Source organism: Mycobacterium sp. NPDC050441, from assembly GCF_040655355.1.
Classification (GTDB): domain Bacteria; phylum Actinomycetota; class Actinomycetes; order Mycobacteriales; family Mycobacteriaceae; genus Mycobacterium.
The window spans coordinates 501,405-517,586 of the sequence record NZ_JBFAJS010000005.1 but is presented as its reverse complement, the minus strand read 5'-3'; the positions used below and the strand labels follow the sequence as shown (position 1 = coordinate 517,586).

The 16,182-nt window shown below is 66.9% G+C and carries 16 protein-coding genes; 11 read left to right on the top strand and 5 right to left on the bottom strand.

Annotated elements, in window-relative coordinates:
- Positions 1-47 precede the first annotated feature (47 nt).
- The 3 genes from AB0I14_RS18070 to AB0I14_RS18060 are packed head-to-tail and all read left to right on the top strand — an operon-like array spanning position 48 to position 3,769.
- Positions 48-1,535 carry an APC family permease gene (locus tag AB0I14_RS18070; protein ID WP_358024128.1) on the top strand — a complete coding sequence of 496 codons (1,488 nt, stop codon included), beginning with the start codon at positions 48-50 and terminating at the stop codon, positions 1,533-1,535.
- Positions 1,532-2,533, top strand: coding sequence for a GNAT family N-acetyltransferase (locus tag AB0I14_RS18065; RefSeq protein WP_358024125.1), 1,002 nt, complete (start codon positions 1,532-1,534; stop codon positions 2,531-2,533). The genes AB0I14_RS18070 and AB0I14_RS18065 overlap by 4 nt, the downstream gene beginning before the upstream one ends.
- Positions 2,534-3,769 carry an acyl-CoA dehydrogenase family protein gene (locus AB0I14_RS18060; protein ID WP_358024121.1) on the top strand — a complete coding sequence of 412 codons (1,236 nt, stop codon included), beginning with the start codon at positions 2,534-2,536 and terminating at the stop codon, positions 3,767-3,769.
- Between the two features lie 10 nt (positions 3,770-3,779).
- On the opposite strand, the gene AB0I14_RS18055 is transcribed toward AB0I14_RS18060, so the two are convergent.
- Positions 3,780-4,694, bottom strand: a complete 915-nt coding sequence (locus AB0I14_RS18055) for a zinc-binding dehydrogenase (protein ID WP_358024118.1) — start codon at positions 4,692-4,694, stop codon at positions 3,780-3,782.
- A gap of 54 nt (positions 4,695-4,748) precedes the next feature.
- Between AB0I14_RS18055 and AB0I14_RS18050 the strand changes: the two genes are divergently transcribed.
- Positions 4,749-5,303, top strand: a complete 555-nt coding sequence (locus AB0I14_RS18050; RefSeq protein ID WP_358024115.1) for a class I SAM-dependent methyltransferase — start codon at positions 4,749-4,751, stop codon at positions 5,301-5,303.
- Here the strand turns inward: AB0I14_RS18050 and AB0I14_RS18045 are convergent.
- The gene (locus AB0I14_RS18045; RefSeq protein WP_358024112.1) at positions 5,290-5,568 is read right to left on the bottom strand and encodes an ANTAR domain-containing protein; all 279 of its coding nucleotides are present in this window, start codon (positions 5,566-5,568) and stop codon (positions 5,290-5,292) included. The two genes, AB0I14_RS18050 and AB0I14_RS18045, sit on opposite strands and share 14 nt — an antisense overlap.
- A 94-nt stretch (positions 5,569-5,662) precedes the next feature.
- Here AB0I14_RS18045 and AB0I14_RS18040 point away from each other — a divergent pair, with 94 nt between their 5' ends.
- Complete coding sequence (locus AB0I14_RS18040; protein ID WP_358024109.1) at positions 5,663-6,364, top strand: sensor domain-containing protein; 702 nt, start codon at positions 5,663-5,665, stop codon at positions 6,362-6,364.
- Positions 6,365-6,378: 14 nt separating this feature from the next.
- On the opposite strand, the gene AB0I14_RS18035 is transcribed toward AB0I14_RS18040, so the two are convergent.
- Together AB0I14_RS18035 and AB0I14_RS18030 are read right to left on the bottom strand one after the other, a co-directional pair.
- Complete coding sequence (locus tag AB0I14_RS18035) at positions 6,379-8,202, bottom strand: family 2A encapsulin nanocompartment cargo protein cysteine desulfurase (protein WP_358024107.1); 1,824 nt, start codon at positions 8,200-8,202, stop codon at positions 6,379-6,381.
- Positions 8,189-9,112, bottom strand: coding sequence for a family 2A encapsulin nanocompartment shell protein (locus tag AB0I14_RS18030; RefSeq protein WP_358024104.1), 924 nt, complete (start codon positions 9,110-9,112; stop codon positions 8,189-8,191). Before AB0I14_RS18030 ends, AB0I14_RS18035 begins: the two co-directional genes overlap by 14 nt.
- A gap of 305 nt (positions 9,113-9,417) precedes the next feature.
- Here AB0I14_RS18030 and AB0I14_RS18025 point away from each other — a divergent pair, with 305 nt between their 5' ends.
- A complete protein-coding gene (locus AB0I14_RS18025) occupies positions 9,418-10,722 on the top strand; it encodes a thioester domain-containing protein (RefSeq protein ID WP_358024101.1) in 1,305 nt (434 codons plus the stop codon).
- Between the two features lie 10 nt (positions 10,723-10,732).
- Here the strand turns inward: AB0I14_RS18025 and AB0I14_RS18020 are convergent, their stop codons facing one another.
- Positions 10,733-12,763 carry a glycoside hydrolase family 15 protein gene (locus tag AB0I14_RS18020; protein ID WP_358024097.1) on the bottom strand — a complete coding sequence of 677 codons (2,031 nt, stop codon included), beginning with the start codon at positions 12,761-12,763 and terminating at the stop codon, positions 10,733-10,735.
- Between the two features lie 115 nt (positions 12,764-12,878).
- On the opposite strand from AB0I14_RS18020, the gene AB0I14_RS18015 reads away from it, so the two are divergent.
- From AB0I14_RS18015 to cysW, 5 genes are all read left to right on the top strand, one after another.
- Positions 12,879-13,082 carry a hypothetical protein gene (locus AB0I14_RS18015; RefSeq protein ID WP_358024094.1) on the top strand — a complete coding sequence of 68 codons (204 nt, stop codon included), beginning with the start codon at positions 12,879-12,881 and terminating at the stop codon, positions 13,080-13,082.
- Between the two features lie 140 nt (positions 13,083-13,222).
- Complete coding sequence (locus AB0I14_RS18010) at positions 13,223-13,315, top strand: Ms4533A family Cys-rich leader peptide (protein WP_358024091.1); 93 nt, start codon at positions 13,223-13,225, stop codon at positions 13,313-13,315.
- A 137-nt stretch (positions 13,316-13,452) separates the two neighbouring features.
- Positions 13,453-14,484, top strand: a complete 1,032-nt coding sequence (locus AB0I14_RS18005; protein WP_358024409.1) for a sulfate ABC transporter substrate-binding protein — start codon at positions 13,453-13,455, stop codon at positions 14,482-14,484.
- Positions 14,481-15,344 carry a sulfate ABC transporter permease subunit CysT gene (gene cysT / locus AB0I14_RS18000; protein WP_358024087.1) on the top strand — a complete coding sequence of 288 codons (864 nt, stop codon included), beginning with the start codon at positions 14,481-14,483 and terminating at the stop codon, positions 15,342-15,344. The genes AB0I14_RS18005 and cysT overlap by 4 nt, the downstream gene beginning before the upstream one ends.
- Positions 15,341-16,162, top strand: a complete 822-nt coding sequence (gene cysW / locus AB0I14_RS17995) for a sulfate ABC transporter permease subunit CysW (protein WP_358024084.1) — start codon at positions 15,341-15,343, stop codon at positions 16,160-16,162. Before cysT ends, cysW begins: the two co-directional genes overlap by 4 nt.
- Positions 16,163-16,182: the final 20 nt, after the last annotated feature.

Sequence of the window (16,182 nt, the reverse complement as noted above, 5' to 3'; positions counted from 1 at the left end):
TCCCGGTTCGCGGACGGGAGGTGTCGCGGTCAGAAAGGGACATTGCCGTGACTACTACAGACGACCCGAAGGCACATCCGACGACGGAGGCCGGGGGCCGCACCCTGATCGCGGCCGAATCCACGGGTCTGGAATCCGGGGCGCTCGGCCCGTGGGGTGTGTTTGCCCAGGGCCTGGCGGCCGCGGCACCGAGTGTGGCACTGGCCGTGGTGCCCTTCTCGTTGTTCGTGGCGGCGGGCAAGGGGGCGGCGTGGGCCGCCGTGATCGGCCTGTCCATTGTGGTGCTGGTCGCCATCACCATCAGTTTCCAGGCCAAACGCACGGTGTCCTCCGGATCGCTGGGCACCTACACGGGTAACGGCCTGGGCCCTGGCTTCGCCTTCGCCGCGGGGTTCAGCCTGCTGTTCGGCTACATCGGATTCGCCACGACGGGCACCCTCGGCGGAGTGCTCTACCTCGATGCGTTCCTGGAGTCGATAGGCCTTGGATCGCAGGCGGTGTGGTTCCGCCTGCTGCTGGTGATCGTGGTGGTCGGCGTCGCGGTGTACCTGCCGTACCGGGGGGTCTCGCTGGCGGCCAAGTATGAACTGGCCTTCGAGTTGCTGGCCATCGCGTCGATCCTGGTGATCATCGTGGCCTCCTATATCGGCTACGGCTTCCGCATCGACTGGGAGCAGTGGAATCCTCAGCATCTCGGGTCCAGCGCGACGTTCATCGCGGCGGTCACCGCGGTGGGCTCCTACGCCGGTTTTGAAAGTGTGGCCTCTCTCGGGGCCGAGGCCAAGGACGCGCACCGCAACATCGCCAGATCCCTGCTGCGCGTGGTGATCCTGATCGGAGCCCTGTACATCTTCGCGACCTACCCGCAGATCCTGCACTTCGGCGAGATCGACGGCGACAAGGCGGTGCTGCCGCAGCTGGCCACCAGCGTCGGGGTCGAATGGGTGAACCAGATCGTCAGCGGCGCGGTCGCGATCGCGTTCATCGTGTTCGTCACCGCGGTCACCACCGCCGCGGCCCGATCGCTGTTCACCTTCGCCCACGAAGGGGCATTGCCGACGGTGTTCACCAAGGTGCACGCGACCTACAAGACGCCTTGGGCCGGAGTGGTTTTCGTCGGGACCCTGGCCCTGGCGTTCTCGATCGTGGCCACGTTCAGCTCAGCGGGCCGGCTGGTGTTCGACGTCTACGGCGGCTATGTGGCCAACTGGGGCTTCCTGGTGAGTTATCTCCTGGTGGTCATCGCCACGCCGATCTGGCTGCGCAGGATCGGCGCACTGACACCGCAGCGGCTCGCCGTCGCGGTCGCGGCCACCATCGGTCTGGGTTATGTGATCGTCAGCAATTTCTACCCGGTGCCCGAGTTCCCGTTCAACATCCTGCCTTTCGTGTTCGCCGCCATCCTGCTGGCCGGGCTGTCCTGGTACTGGTACCTCAAGCGGACCCGGCCCGAGGTGGCCAACCGGATCGGCACCATCCAGAGCGTTTCACCCGAGGAACAGCAGCGGTGGATCGATGCGGGCGTGACGCCGTGACACTGATCGATGACACTTTGTCTGCGACGTCGGACGTGACCGGTTGGAGCGTTGCCGAGGTAACCCCACGACACTTCCCGTTGATTGCCGACTTCCTGGCCACCACACCCGGGCTCGGCGGACGCACGTTCGCTGCCGATTCCCGCGATATCGCAGAACAACTCGACGGCGCGTATCCCGGCTCGGCCATCGTCCTCCTGGATCAGGCCGGTGCGGTGGCTGGATACGCAGCCCTGCACCGGCCGGACGGTGCGGAACCGGAGGTGTTGGGGAACTTCGTCTTCGATCCGCATGCCCCGGCCGAGGCGGTGCGGGCGATCGTGGACGACAGTGTCGGGCAGTTCGGGCGGGTGGCCGTGGACGGCGCTTACCTGCGGGTGTTCATCGGCGCCGACCAGGCAGTGACGATCGATTCCCTGGTCGCCCGCGGAGCCCGCCGAGAACGCCAATTCGCCGGCACCCGAAAGGCGTTGCGCGGCGAGGACCCGGAGGCTCTGGCCGATGCCGGGATCGAGTCGATCACTATCCTGTCGTGGCCGCAGGTCGTGGCCGGAGGTCTCACCGAGCAGGTCCGGCAGGTGCAGTTCGACACCTTCCGCGAGCACTTCGGGAACATGTCGAAGACCCCGCAGCGCTGGGAACATCATCTGGCCAGCCGCGCGTTCACCCCGGATTTCAGCCTGGCGGCCGTAGATGACGACGGCGTGGTGGTCGGCTACGTGCTCGGTTCCACCTACACCTCGGGAACCGGTGCGGAAGAAATCCGAAGTGCGCACACCGACTACATCGGCGTGCGTGCCGACCGCCGCAAGGCCGGGACCGCTGAGCTGCTGCTGCGCAAGCTCTGGCTGGCGGCGCTGCGGCGGGGCTTTCGCCATGCCTCGTTGGGCACCGACACCGCCAATGCCAGCAATGCCCACCTGCTCTATGCCCGCTTGGGGTATCGCACTGTCCGCGACGAGTACGCGTACCGGATCGACGCCGAGGAGGAGTCGTAAATGTCAACGGAAAGCACGTATCTGAAGCGCCCCACAGGTTATGACGCCGAGCTGCGCTCGGTGTTCGGACCTATCTTCGAGCAGATCGCCGAGGGGAATCGACAGCGTGAGGCCGACCGGGTGTTCCCGCACGAGCAGGTGCGCTGGCTGAGCGACGCAGGATTCGGCACCTTGCGGATCTCGGCAGAACAGGGCGGTTTCGGTGCGTCGCTGGAGCAGACCTTCCTGCTGCTGGCCGACCTGGGGGAGGCCGACGCCAACGTCGCGCACATCTGGCGCAACCACCTGGCATTCGTGGAGGACCGGCTCAATGCGCCGGTGTCGGAGGAAAACACCACGTGGATCAAGCGGTTTCTGGCCGGCGAGTTCGTCGGCGGCGGCTGGACCGAGGCCAACAACGTGACCCTGGCCAATCTGGCCACGACGGTGACCGAAGAAGACGGGCACTGGCTGGTGACCGGCGCGAAATACTATGCGACCGGCAGTCTTTACGCCGACTGGCTGGATGTTCTGGGCCGTGGTGGGGACGGCGAGCTGTGGACTGCCCTGGTGCGCGCCGATGATCCTGGCGTCACCCTCGTGGATGACTGGCGCGGGTTCGGCCAGCGCACGACGGGTAGCGGCTCGGCTCGCTACGACCAGGCCCGGGCCGAACGCGGCAACGTGTTCCCGGCGACCGAACGGTTCACCTACCAGGCGCACTTCTACCAGATCGCCATGCTGGCGGTGCTGACGGGAATCATCAGGGCGGCACAGCGCGACAGCTCGGCCGCACTGACGGCCCGTCAGCGCAATTACCCGCAGGGGCTGGCCGAGGTTCCGGCCGCCGATCCGCAGCTGCTGCAGGTGATCGGTGAGGTGTCGGCTGAGGCGTTCGGTGCGACGGCCGCCCTGGGGCAGAGCGCACGCAGCCTGGATCGGATCGTGGCCGGCCGGCTTGCGGGCAGCGACGGCCACGCTCGCCAGTTGCTAGTCGACGCCGAGGTGGCCGTCACCCAGGCGCAATTGGTGATCGTGGCGGCGGCACTGCGGGCCACCACGCGAGTGTTCGATGCACTCGGCGCCTCGGGAGTCTCCGAAGAGCTTGGCCTGGACCGGCATTGGCGCAACGCCCGCACGCTGGCCTCACACAACCCGGTGGTCTACAAGGCACGCATCCTCGGTGATTGGTTCATCAACGGGAAGGACCCGGTGGCTGACCTGGTGTCACGAGGGCGGGGCGGCCAGGGCAACTGAGCTCGCAGAGTCAGGCGACCCGCAGCACTGCTTTGCCCGCGACCTGGCGTCCCAACAACGCCTGGGCGGCGTCGGAGACGTTCTCCCAGGTATCCCGGAATCCGATCTGCGGATCGAGTTCGCCGTCGGCAAGCAGGGTCAGTAGGTAATCCAAATCGGCTTGAAAGGGCGCCCGGACGGTGAACGGCTCCAACCGTTTCCGGTTCCCGGTGCGTCTTTCCTCCTCGAAGTTGATCGTGGTGGGCTCGTTGGAGGCCATCCCGATGGATTGCACCGAGCCGCCGTCGGACACCAGGCTGAAGGCCTGTGCCAGGAGTTTCCCACCGACGTTGTCGAGCACGCCGTACACCGGCTCGGTCACCGCGCCGAGCCCGACCACGACTTCGGCCGCACCCAATTCGTCGAGACCCGCACCGCGCGGGGCGCTGCCGACTGCGGCCACCACATGGGCGCCGGCCCGGGCTGCCAGCTGCACGGCGAACCGGCCGACACCCCCGGACGCGCCGGTGATCAGAACCCGGCGCCCGACGACCGGGCCGAGGGCCCGCAGTGCCTGCAGCGCGGTCACCCCGGCGACCGGAAGCGCGGCAGCCTCCTCGAATTCGACGAACTCGGGAAGCTCGGCCAGATTGTCGGTCGAGACGACGCGTCGTTCGGCCCAGCCGGCCTCGCCGCTGAATCCGACCACCCGGGCGCCCACGGGCGGTCCTGAGCCGTCGGCAGCGGCCTGAGCGACGACACCCGCACTGTCCCAGCCGGGAACTTCGCCGGGGCGGCGCATCTGGTCGATGAAGTGCAGTTCCCCGAAATTCAGCGCAATCGCATGGACATCGATGAGGGCCTGCGATTCGGTGACCGACGGTTCGGCCACCTCGTCGAACCGGAGATTGGCGGGGGCGTGCGGGTCGTAGACGAGGGCTCGCATGAACGGGCTAACCCCGAACGGTGTGCCGCTATTCCCTCCCATAGGGTGGCGCACGTGAGCGAGAAGGACCGCCTCCGCTGGGACGCGGCCTATACCGACCGGGAGCCGGATGCGGAGCCGGCTTTGCCGCAGGTGTTCAGCGGCCAAGCCGACCAGTTTCCCGTGGCCGGTTCGGCACTCGACATCGCGTGCGGCACCGGCCGGGCGGCGGTGTGGTTGGCTCAGCGTGGGTTGCAGGTGTGGGGTCTGGACGTGTCCGCCGCGGCGGTCACCCAGGCCAGGCAGTCGGCCTTACGCCACGGGATGGCAGAGCGCTGCCGCTTCGATATCGCTGATCTCGACGGGGGCCTGCCCCCCGGCCCTCCGGTCGACGTGGTGCTGTGTCACCGCTTCCGCGACCCCGCGTTGTATCCGGCCCTGGCCGCCCGCCTCCGGCCGGGCGGCCTGCTGGCCATCTGCGTTCTCAGTGAGGTCGGCGCCGGGTCTGGCCGATTCCGGGCCGCGGCCGGCGAACTCGAGGATTGTTTTACCGGTCTGGAGACGATCGCCGCACATGAAGGTGGCGGCGAGACCTGGCTGGTGGCCCGGGCACCCGCTACTGCGCGTTGACGGGTACCCGCCGGGCCTGTGCCAGCAGTTCACCCCAGGCGTTGAACGCCTCGGCGTATTCGGCCGAGGTACCGGAACTGCCACCAGCGAGGTCGACCAATGCCCTTGCGATGCTGCCGATTCCGATGCCGGTCCGCTGTACCACCCGCACCAGCTCGGCGAAGGCCTGATCAGGCGCGCAACCGCGCAGGGCGACCAGAACACCGATCGCTACGTCGATCTTGATGCGTGATGTGTCGTCTGCGCGGAGGCGGTTGTAGCTCATGACCCGATGGTGCTCGCTGCGCGTCGTCGGATCCAGAGATCCGCGCACGGTGATTGTGTCCGGAGGGGTGGCGCCGATCGGCGACAATAGCCTTATGTCCTGCCGAACCGTGATGGTTGCTCTGGCCACCGTGTCACTGCTGACGGCAGGATGCGCACAGACGGTCGACGGCCGAGCCATGAGAGCGCAGGACTCTGTCCCGGTGGTCGACGAAACCCTCACCGATTCCGGACTCGAGGATCTCCTGGTGTCGCCCGAGGAGGCCGGCGAGATCATCGGTGTGACGGGATTGGAACCCATGGCAACCCGCGACATCAGCGACACGTTGAACGTCAACCGCAACAAATTGTCTGAGGAAGATTGCCGCGCAGCGGTTTTCGGGGCCCAGGAGGCGGTATACGCGGATACAGGATGGACCGGGGTGCGTGATCAGGTGCTGAGTACGCCGGAATCCAGACAGACCGTGGAACAGACTGTGGTGTTGTATCCGTCGCGCGATGAGGCTCACCGCTTCTTCGACTCGGCGAGGCAATCGTGGCAGGAATGTGCCGGGCGCACCATCTCCATCGGTACCGGAGATGCGGCGACGCACTGGGATATCGCCGATGTCGTCGCCGAGGAATCCCTGTTCACCCAGTTCTCGACCGAACAGCAACAGGCCGAGTGGCCGTGCGATCACGCGCTGGCGGTGGCCTCCAACGTCGTCTTCGAAACGTGGGCGTGTGGAGTGGGTATCGGTGGCAACCAGGCAGCCGCTCTCGCACTGCACATGGCAGACAAGGCGGCTGCCCGGTAGCCGGCTGGGTACAGCTAGGTGCTGCCCTCGGCGATGCGGCGCACCGCGTCGATGAACACGTCGATCTCCTCGAAGGTGTTGTAGAACGCGAATGACGGCCGCACAGTGGCCTCCAGGCCCAGGCGGCGCAGGATCGGCTGGGCGCAATGATGCCCGGCCCGTACTGCGATGCCCTCGGCGTTGAGCGCCTTGCCCACTTCCAGCGGCTCATGCCCGGCCAGCACGAACGACAGCACGCTCGCCTTCTCGTCGGCAGTTCCGACCAGGCGCACACCCGGGATGGCGGCCAACCGCGGGGTGGCGTATTCGAGCAGGGCATGTTCGTAGGCAGCGATGCGTTCGATACCGACGCGCTCGACGTAGCGCAGCGCCTCACCGAGCCCGACCGCATCGGCAATGTTGCCGGTGCCGGCCTCGTATTTGTTCGGCGGTCCCTGATACAAGGACCGGTCCAGGGTGACGTCGGCGATCATGTTGCCGCCGCCCTGCCACGGCGGGGTCTCGGCCAACACGTCCTCGCGGCCGTAAAGGGCACCGATTCCGGTGGGTCCGTAGATCTTGTGGCCGGAGAACACGAAGAAGTCGGCCCCGAGTTCGGCCACGTCGATCGGGATGTGGGGGATGGACTGGGCGCCGTCGATCAGCACCCTGGCCCCGTACCGGTGGCCGAGTTCGACGATGGTCTTGACCGGGGTCACCGTGCCCAGTGCATTGGACACCTGCGTGGCGGCAACGAGTTTCGTCCGGGGTCCGAGCAGATCCTCGAACTCACCGAGCAGCAGATTACCCGCGTCGTCCACCGGCGCCACCTTCAGCACCGCGCCCGTCTGTTGCGAGATGAGCTGCCACGGAACGATATTGGCATGGTGCTCGAGATGGGTGATGACGATCTCGTCGCCCGGACCCAGATGCTTGCCGCCCCACGCGTAGGCCACCAGGTTGATCGCCTCGGTGGTGCCGCGGACGAAGATGACCTCCTCGGCCTTGGAAGCCCCGATGAACCGGCGCACCGATTCGCGGGCGTCCTCGTAGGCGTCAGTGGCCCGGGCGGCCAGTTCGTGTGCGGCCCGGTGGATGTTGGAGTTCTCGTGCGCGTAGAAGTACGACAGCCGGTCGATGACCGACTGCGGTTTCTGGGTGGTGGCCGCATTGTCGAACCAGATCAGCGGTTTGCCGTTGACGGTCTCACGCAGGATCGGGAAGTCCGCCCGGATGGCGTTGACGTCGAAGATCTCGTGGTCGTCATGGATGACCGGAACCGGCTCGGCTGCAACAGGTTCAGCCGAAGGCTGCAGAAAGTAGTAGCCGCCTGCATCCTCGGATGGTGCCGGCGATCCGGACCAGGCCAGATCCGGCACCGTCGGGACCGCGCCCGGCCACGTCGGCGCCGACCCGCGAGGTGCCACCGGCGCCGCCGGGGGAGTGCTCGCCAGCACGCCGGGCACCGTCGGGACCAGGCCCGTGGGAACCGCGAACGCCTCCAGGCCACCGATGGGTGCGATGGGCCTGGCCGCACTACCGCGGGGCGCGACGGGGACGACGCCCGGAATGCCTTCGGGCTCAGGCGTGCTCGGTGCCGGAACGAAAACCCCGGGCACCGAAACGAATTCGGCCGGAGTCGCCGGGTGCGCCAGGCCGGCCGCGGCGGCGCCCGCCGATGACGCCGAGGTGACGTCCGGAGCGACTCCGCGCGGAGCCACCTGCGTGGCCGACGGCGGACTGTCGGGCCCGGGCCGGATGCTCGTCGCGAACAACTGGCTGGCCAGCGCCGACAGTTCGGCTTCGCTTATCGGCAGGTCACTTTCGGCATCCAGCGAGCGGTGCTCACTTGTACTCATGGAAGTGGTCCACTCCGACGTCCTCGAGGACCGCCAGCGCGTCGTCGGTGAGCACGGCCAGCGACGAGTACAGGGTCACCAGGTAGGACGCAATCGCCGACCGGTTGATACCGGTGAACCGCACCGACAGACCCGGTGCCTGCTCGCCGACCAGCCCCGGCTGGAACAGACCCACCACGCCCTGACGCTCCTCACCGGTGCGCACCAGGATGAACTTGGTCTTGCCGTCCTCGACGGGAATCTTGTCCGACGGCACGATCGGGATGCCGCGCCAGGTGATGAACTGGGCGCCGAACAGACTGACCACTGGCGGCGGAACTCCGCGGCGGGTGGCCTCGCGGCCGAATGCCGCCACGCCCAGTGGATGGGTGAGGAAGAACGCCGGGGTCTTCCACACCTTGGTGATCAGCGAATCCAGGTCGTCGGGCGTGGGCGTGCCGCGCAGGGTCTGGATGGTCTGCTCGGGTGTCACCTGCGACAGCAACCCGTACTCCGGGTTGTTGACCAGCTCGAACTCCTGGCGTTCCTTGATCGTCTCGATGGTCAGGCGCAGCTGCTGGGCCACCTGATCGTGCGGGCTGGAGTACAGGTCCGACACCCGGGTGTGCACGTCGAGCAGGGTCGAGATGGAGCGCAGTGTGTATTCGCGCGGGTTGGTCTCGTAGTCGACATAGGTCTCGGGCAGCGGCTCCTCGGTGCCTGCGCCTTCCTCCGAGTGGATCGCGACCTGCTCAGGATTGACCACGCGGTTGACCCGATAGATACCGGCCTCGACCGGCACCCAGCTCAACAGGTGCAGCAGGAATCGGGGCGTGATGGTCGACAGCTGGGGAACGGTCTTCGTCGCGTTCGCCAGCTGGCGCGCGGCGAGATCGCCGAGTGCCTGCGATTCGTTCTGTGCGGACGTCACGTGGTCCTACCTCCAGCCGGTCAATGTGGGTGTGGGCGGCAACGATACGGCCAAAATCTATCCACGACAGTGTTTAGCGCGCGGACGATTCAAACCTGTCACCACGGCGTGAACTGGGCATTGCCACCCACTTGCCGTATGGTGGGCCGCATGCAACACGTCGCATCGCTGCGCTTCGGCACCGTGCGCTGCCTCGACGTGCGTTGTTGTTGTTGATTTTCTGACGCCTTCCTCTGCGTCGTCCGCCCGCTTTCTCGCGGTGCGTTGATGCGCGCGTATCCGGCCTTCAAGAAAGTCAACCCCTCATGTCTGTCCTGTCTCTTGCTGATTCCAGAGTCGGTTCCCCGGCGGATTCGCCGGTCGCTGTGCGTACCCGGATCCGCCCCCGGCGGACCGATCCGGCGCCGCTGACGCGGTACCGCGGTGGCACCTATTCGCACACCGTGGACACTGTGGTGTTCACCGACGGCACGTCGGCGCGCACCGATCTGATCAGGCTGAATCCGAATGTCGAGGCCTACTCGCTGGACTTCGCCGGCATCGCACCGACCCGGCCGTCGCGCTATCGGGCCGCCACCTGGTCAGCGGTGCGCAACCTGCGTGCTCGGTCCTTTGAGGCCGAGGTGGACTGGATCGTCCGCAACTCCTTTCCGACCCTCGGCACGGCCGAACTGAGCCGCCGGGTACGGGCGGCCGGGGTGCCGCTCGGTGCGGCCAACCTGGCCGAACATGAGGCGATCGCGGCCACTCAGGCGGCCATCTGGTTGTTCACCAACGGGCTGGCGCTGGACAACCGGCCGCGTAACGAGCCGGCGAGGGCACACCCCGATGCTGACGGCATCGTGTTCGAGTTCGACGGGGCTCCCCAGTTGGGCGGCTACACAGTCGAATTGGAATCGACGGCCGCGGTGTCATTGGTGTTGCAGAAGTCGCCCGACGGCGTGCGGTGGGAGGACGTGGCGGCCTCGGGGCTCAATGTCGCCGCCGGTCGTGGCACGCATCGCCGGACCCTCGGGGTCGGCAGCACCGTGTCCTCGACCCGGCCCGGCCGCGGCCCGCAGGGCTACCGGTACTACCGGCTGGCCGTCCTGGCGGACAGTGACGCGCTGGTTCGAATCACCGATATCCGGTTCTGGCTCAACGGATCTGGCAACTACGCAAACTCCGACCGGGTGGTGCACCTGTACAACTACCTGACCGCCGGGGCCCGGGCGGCCCGGCGCGCCACGACGCCCCCCGCGTTGTCGGCCGACGACGCAGTGGTCGAGGCCGGGCTGATCGGGCCGTTCAGGTTGCGGGCCACCGACAGCGCGGCGCTCACGGTGTCGCATGGGGCCGTCGTCGATCGCGCCGGCCGGGAACTCGGCGGCGCGGTGCAACCCCGAGACGAGTTCTTCCTGCGGGTGCCGACGGGCGTCGACCAGCTCACGGTCACCGTTCGCGTCCCCGCCACCCCGGACGGATTCGGCGGCCGCGTGATCACCGGAATCGCCCAGGATGGGGCCAGCGGACTCACACCGGTGGTACTGGTGACCTCGGCCCAGTTGGAGGTCGAGTTCGACGTCCGGTTCGACGCAGCATCGGCAGGTCTGCTGACCCGCAGCGCCTGACGCGTAGGAGCTACATCGGCGCGTTGGCGGGCTGGAAGACCCCGGAACTGTCGGACTCCTCCTCGGCGCGGATGACGTGCACCACGGCGTTGATCAGGGCCAGGTGGGTGAACGCCTGGGGGAAGTTGCCCAGGTGCCGGCCGGTGCGCGGCTCGATCTCCTCGGCGTACAGGTGCAGCGGGCTGGCGAACGAGAGCAACCGCTCCAGCAGATGCTTGGCCCGGCTCACCTCGCCGATCTCGACGAGGGCCGAGACCAGCCAGAACGAACAGATGGTGAAGGTGCCCTCTTCGCCGGACAGGCCATCGTCGGTTTCCTCGACGCGGTAGCGCAGCACCAGGCCGTTCTCGGTGAGTTCGTCGGCGATTGCCAGCACCGTGGCCCGCACCCGCGGGTCGTCCGAGGGCAGGAACCGCGTCAACACCGCCAGCAGCAGCGATGCGTCCAGCGCGTCGTCGCCGTAGCGCTGGGTCAGTACACCGCGGGAATCGACGCCGCGGGCCAGGATGTCGGCCTTGATCTCCTCGGCGGTCGCGCGCCACTGCTGCGCATAACTCTTCTCACCCTGCAGTTCGGCCAGCTTCGATCCGCGGTCCAGAGCCACCCAGCACATGATCTTGCTGGAGGTGAAGTGCTGCGGTTCGCCGCGCACCTCCCAGATCCCGCGGTCGGGTTCCTTCCAGTGCTTGATGGCTTCTTCGACCTGGTTCTTCAGCACGGGCCACAGCGCTTCGGGGATCTGCTCGCGCGACTTCGCGTGCAGGTACACCGAATCGAGCATGGTGCCCCAGATGTCGTGCTGCATCTGGTTGTAGGCACCGTTACCGATGCGCACCGGCCGGGCGTTGTCATAGCCCGAGAGGTGGTGCAGTTCTTCTTCGACGAGGCTGCGTTCACCGCCGACGCCGTACATCACCTGCAGCGGGTGGCGTTCACCGTTGTTCGCACCCGACACGTCGGCGATGAACGAGAAGAAATCGTCGGCTTCCCGGTCCAGCCCGAGTGTGTACAGACCCCACAGCGCGAACGTGGAGTCCCGGATCCACGAGTAGCGGTAGTCCCAGTTACGTTCGCCCTGAGGGGTTTCCGGCAGTGACGTGGTGGGGGCGGCCAGCAGGGCGCCGGTCGGCGAGTAGGTCAGGCCCTTGAGCGTCAGCGCGCTGCGCTGTAGGTACGACCGCCACGGGTGATCGGGGAAATCGCCGATGTTGATCCACTGCCGCCACGACTCACTGGTCTTCCACATCTTGTCCGAGGCCTCTTCGAAGGTCTGCGGGGCGGGATGTTTGGACCAGCTCAGTGCGACGAACACGTTGTCGCCCTCGGTGAGCCGGGTGCGGGCGCGCGCCTCGCGGCCCTCGATACCGATCCGCAGGTTCGTGGTGAGCCGCAGCGTGGGGTGCGAGTCCGGGTTGCGGGTGGCGCGTGCGATGGCTTCGCCGTAGGCCGGGCCGGAATACTCCCATGACGCGCTGACGCGGTGGTAGTCGAATGCCGGCTCGCAGTTCATCACCAGTTCGACGGTGCCGCTGACACAGCGGACGGTGCGCAGCAGGATGTGCTCGGCATCCCAGTCCATCGGGGTGCGTCGGTGCGTGCGTGAACGGGCGTCGATGTCATGCCACGGACCCATCACCAGCGCGTCGCGCACGATCAGCCAGCCGGTGTGGGTCTGCCAGGTGGTCTCCAGGATCAGGCTGCCCGGCAAGTAGCGCCGCGCCGACGGAACGGTCACGCCGTAGGGGCCGAGCCGGAAGTGGCCCGCGTTGCGGTCCAGGATCGCGCCGAACACGCTGGGGGAGTCGGGCCGGGGGACACACAGCCACTCCACCGACCCGGCCGAGGAGATCAGGCAGGTGTTCTCGCAGTCGGACAGGAAGCCGTAGTCGGCGATCGGTGGGAACGGGTTCCGCAGCGACGCGCCCGACGAGTAGGGCACCGGGGCGGTCGCCGTCAGCGGCGCCTCCGGTGCCTTCGGAGTATCAGGAGTCTTGTCGAGTGCCGTGACGACATCCGTGGGCTCGGTGTGCTGCAGAACCATGCGGACATCATCATCTGCGGATACAGGTGCCGTCTACCCAAGACACGCGTGTCGGACGTTACGGGTGCGACGGGATGATCACAGGGTGCCGTCGGCGATCGCCTAGGCTTGCCCCATGGCGGCAATCCTGAACTGGTGGGACGGCGTCGAACTGTGGCTGACCGGGCTGCCGTTCGTCGTGCAGACCGCGGTGGTGATGCCGGTGGTGCTGGCGTTGGCATATGGCAGCGCGGTGCTGCTCGACGGCGCGCTGGGCTGGGGAATCACCGGGTTGCACCGGCTGCGCCACGCCCCGGTGGACGAGGTGGAATCGGAGTGAACGGTATGCCGCGCTCACGTGTCACGTTGATCTTGATTCTGCTGGTTGTCCTGGTCATCGTGATGTGGTTGCTGACCCGCTGACTCCGGACACGGATCGCTCGACGGGCGCGATGCCGGGACTCTGCTATTCTTCGCGCCATGTATTCAGCGTCCGGCAAGACCGAGAGCCATGTCTTGGCTCTCATTGCCGTGGGTTCATGCGCTGTTGCTGACGTCGCCTGTTGTCGCTGACTCCAACCCGTCCGCGGTTTGGTGTCGGTGGCGGTTCTGTGCCCGGATGCTCTTTTCTCGAGTCCCTCGCCTCCCTTGCCTTTCCGCATGACGGACCTCGTAATGTCCGCTGTCCGCAAGAAAGGTCCTCAGTGCCCATTTACAAGTCCAACAAGTTCTGGCGAACTGCCACCGTCCTGGCCACCACCGGCGTGCTCGCCGTCGGCTGCGGTGGCGGCGCCAGCGATGTCGCCGGCGGTGACCATGGTGCCGCGGGCGCCGACACCACGCTGACACTCGTCGCCTACGCAGTGCCCGAACCGGGCTGGAGCAAGGTCATCCCGGCATTCGCCGCCAGCGAGGAGGGCAAGGGCGTTGCGGTGACGACGTCGTACGGCGCGTCGGGCGACCAGTCCCGAGCGGTCGCGGACGGCAAACCGGCCGACATCGTGAACTTCTCGGTGGAACCCGACATCACCCGGTTGGTCAAGGCCGACAAGGTGGCCGATGACTGGAGCGCAGGCAATACGAAGGGCGTCCCGTTCGGTTCTGTGGTGTCATTGGTGGTGCGCAAGGGTAACCCCAAGGGCATCAAGGACTGGGATGACCTGCTGCAGCCCGGGCTCGAGGTGGTCACCCCGAGCCCGCTGAGTTCGGGTTCGGCCAAGTGGAACCTGCTGGCCCCGTATGCCGCAAAGAGTAACGGCGGCAAGGATTCTGCGGCCGGCCTCGACTTCGTCAACAAGCTGGTGACCGAGCATGTCAAGACCCGCCCGGGGTCGGGCCGTGAGGCCACCGATGTGTTCCTGCAGGGCACCGGCGACGTGCTGATCAGCTACGAGAACGAGGCGATCAACATCGAGCGGCAGGGCAAGGACGTCGAGCACGTGAATCCGCCGCAGACCTTCAAGATCGAGAACCCGGTGGCCGTCGTCAAGACCAGCGCCCACGCTGACAAGGCAAAGGCCCTGGAGAACTTCCTGTTCACCGCTGAAGGTCAGAAGCTGTGGGCCGAGTCCGGCTTCCGTCCGGTCGACCCGGCGGTGGCGGCGGACTTCGCGAAGGACTTCCCGACGCCGGAGAAGCTGTGGACGATCGCTGACCTCGGCGGATGGAAAGAGACCGACCCGGCGTTGTTCGACAAGGAGAACGGCTCCATCACCAAGATCTACAAGCAGGCGACTGGATGACTTCTGTAGTCCAGACCGATTCGGCTGCGCCCGCGCCGGGGGATCCCACCCCCGGCGCGCGGCGCGGCCGCTACGGCAGCACCTCGCTGCGCGTGGGGGCGGCGTCGATCTGGCTGAGTGTCATCGTGCTGCTGCCGCTGGCGGCGATCCTTTGGCAGGCGGCCGGCGGCGGGTGGAACGCCTTCTGGCTGGCCGTCACCTCCAACGCGGCGCTGGAATCGTTCCGGGTGACGCTGACCATCTCGGCCGGCGTCACAGTGGTGAACATTTTCTTCGGCCTGATCGTGGCCTGGGTGCTGACTCGCGACGACTTCCCCGGCAAGCGGCTGGTCGACTCGGTGATCGACCTGCCATTCGCGCTGCCGACGATCGTGGCGAGCCTGGTGATGCTGGCGCTGTACGGTCCGGCGAGTCCGGTCGGGCTGCACCTGCAGCACACAAAATGGGGCGTCGGTGTCTCCCTGCTGTTCGTCACATTGCCGTTCGTGGTGCGCTCGGTGCAGCCGGTGCTGCTCGAGCTCGACCAGGAGACCGAGGAGGCGGCCGCCTCGCTGGGCGCCAGCAACCGGGTGATCTTCTTGAAGGTGATCCTGCCGGCGTTGCTGCCGTCTCTGTTGTCGGGCGCGGGACTGGCGTTCTCCCGTGCCATCGGTGAGTTCGGCTCGGTCGTGTTGATCGGTGGTGCCGTTCCCGGCGAGACCGAGGTGTCCTCGCAGTGGATCCGGACCTTGATCGAGAACGACGACCGCACCGGTGCCGCGGCGATCTCCATTGTGCTGCTGCTGATCTCGTTCCTGGTGCTGCTGGTGCTGCGCGCGGTGGGTTCGCGGGCAGCCAAACGTGAGGAGCTTTCGGCATGACGCTCTCACCCCGGGTGCGCTACCTACTGCGCTTTCTGGCGCTGGCCTATGTGGCGGTGCTGGTGGTGGTGCCGGTCGGGCTGATCCTGTGGCGTACCTTCGGCTCTGGCGTCGGGGCGTTCTTCACATCGGTGGGTACGCCCGCCGCCATCTCGGCGCTGCAGCTGTCGCTACTGGTGGTGGCGATCGTGGTGCCGCTGAACGTTTTGTTCGGTGTTCCCACGGCTCTGGTGCTGGCGCGCAACCGGTTCCGCGGTAAGAGCGCCCTGCAGGCGGTCGTCGACCTGCCGTTCGCGGTGTCGCCGGTGGTGGTGGGTGTCGCACTGATCCTGCTGTGGGGTTCGGCCGGGCTGCTCGGCTTCGTAGAGAACAACCTCGGATTCAAGATCATCTTCGGGTTCCCCGGCATCGTGTTGGCCAGCATCTTCGTCACGGTGCCGTTCGTGATCCGCGAGGTCGAACCGGTGTTGCACGAGATCGGCACCGACCAGGAGGAAGCCGCCGCCACACTGGGATCGACCTGGTGGCAGACGTTCTGGCGGATCACCCTGCCGTCCATCCGGTGGGGCCTGACGTACGGGATCGTGCTGACCATCGCCCGCACGCTGGGGGAGTTCGGTGCGGTGATCATGGTGTCCTCGAACCTGCCGGGCACCTCCCAGACCCTGACTCTGTTGGTGGCCGACCGCTACAACCGCGGCACCGCCGACTCGGTGTACGGGGCGTACGCCATCTCGACTTTGCTCATGGCGGTGGCCGTGATCGTCCTGGTTGTCCAGGTGATCCTCGACCGACGCCGCATCAAGGCCGCGCAGTAGGCCCGAGAAGGAGACAAGAG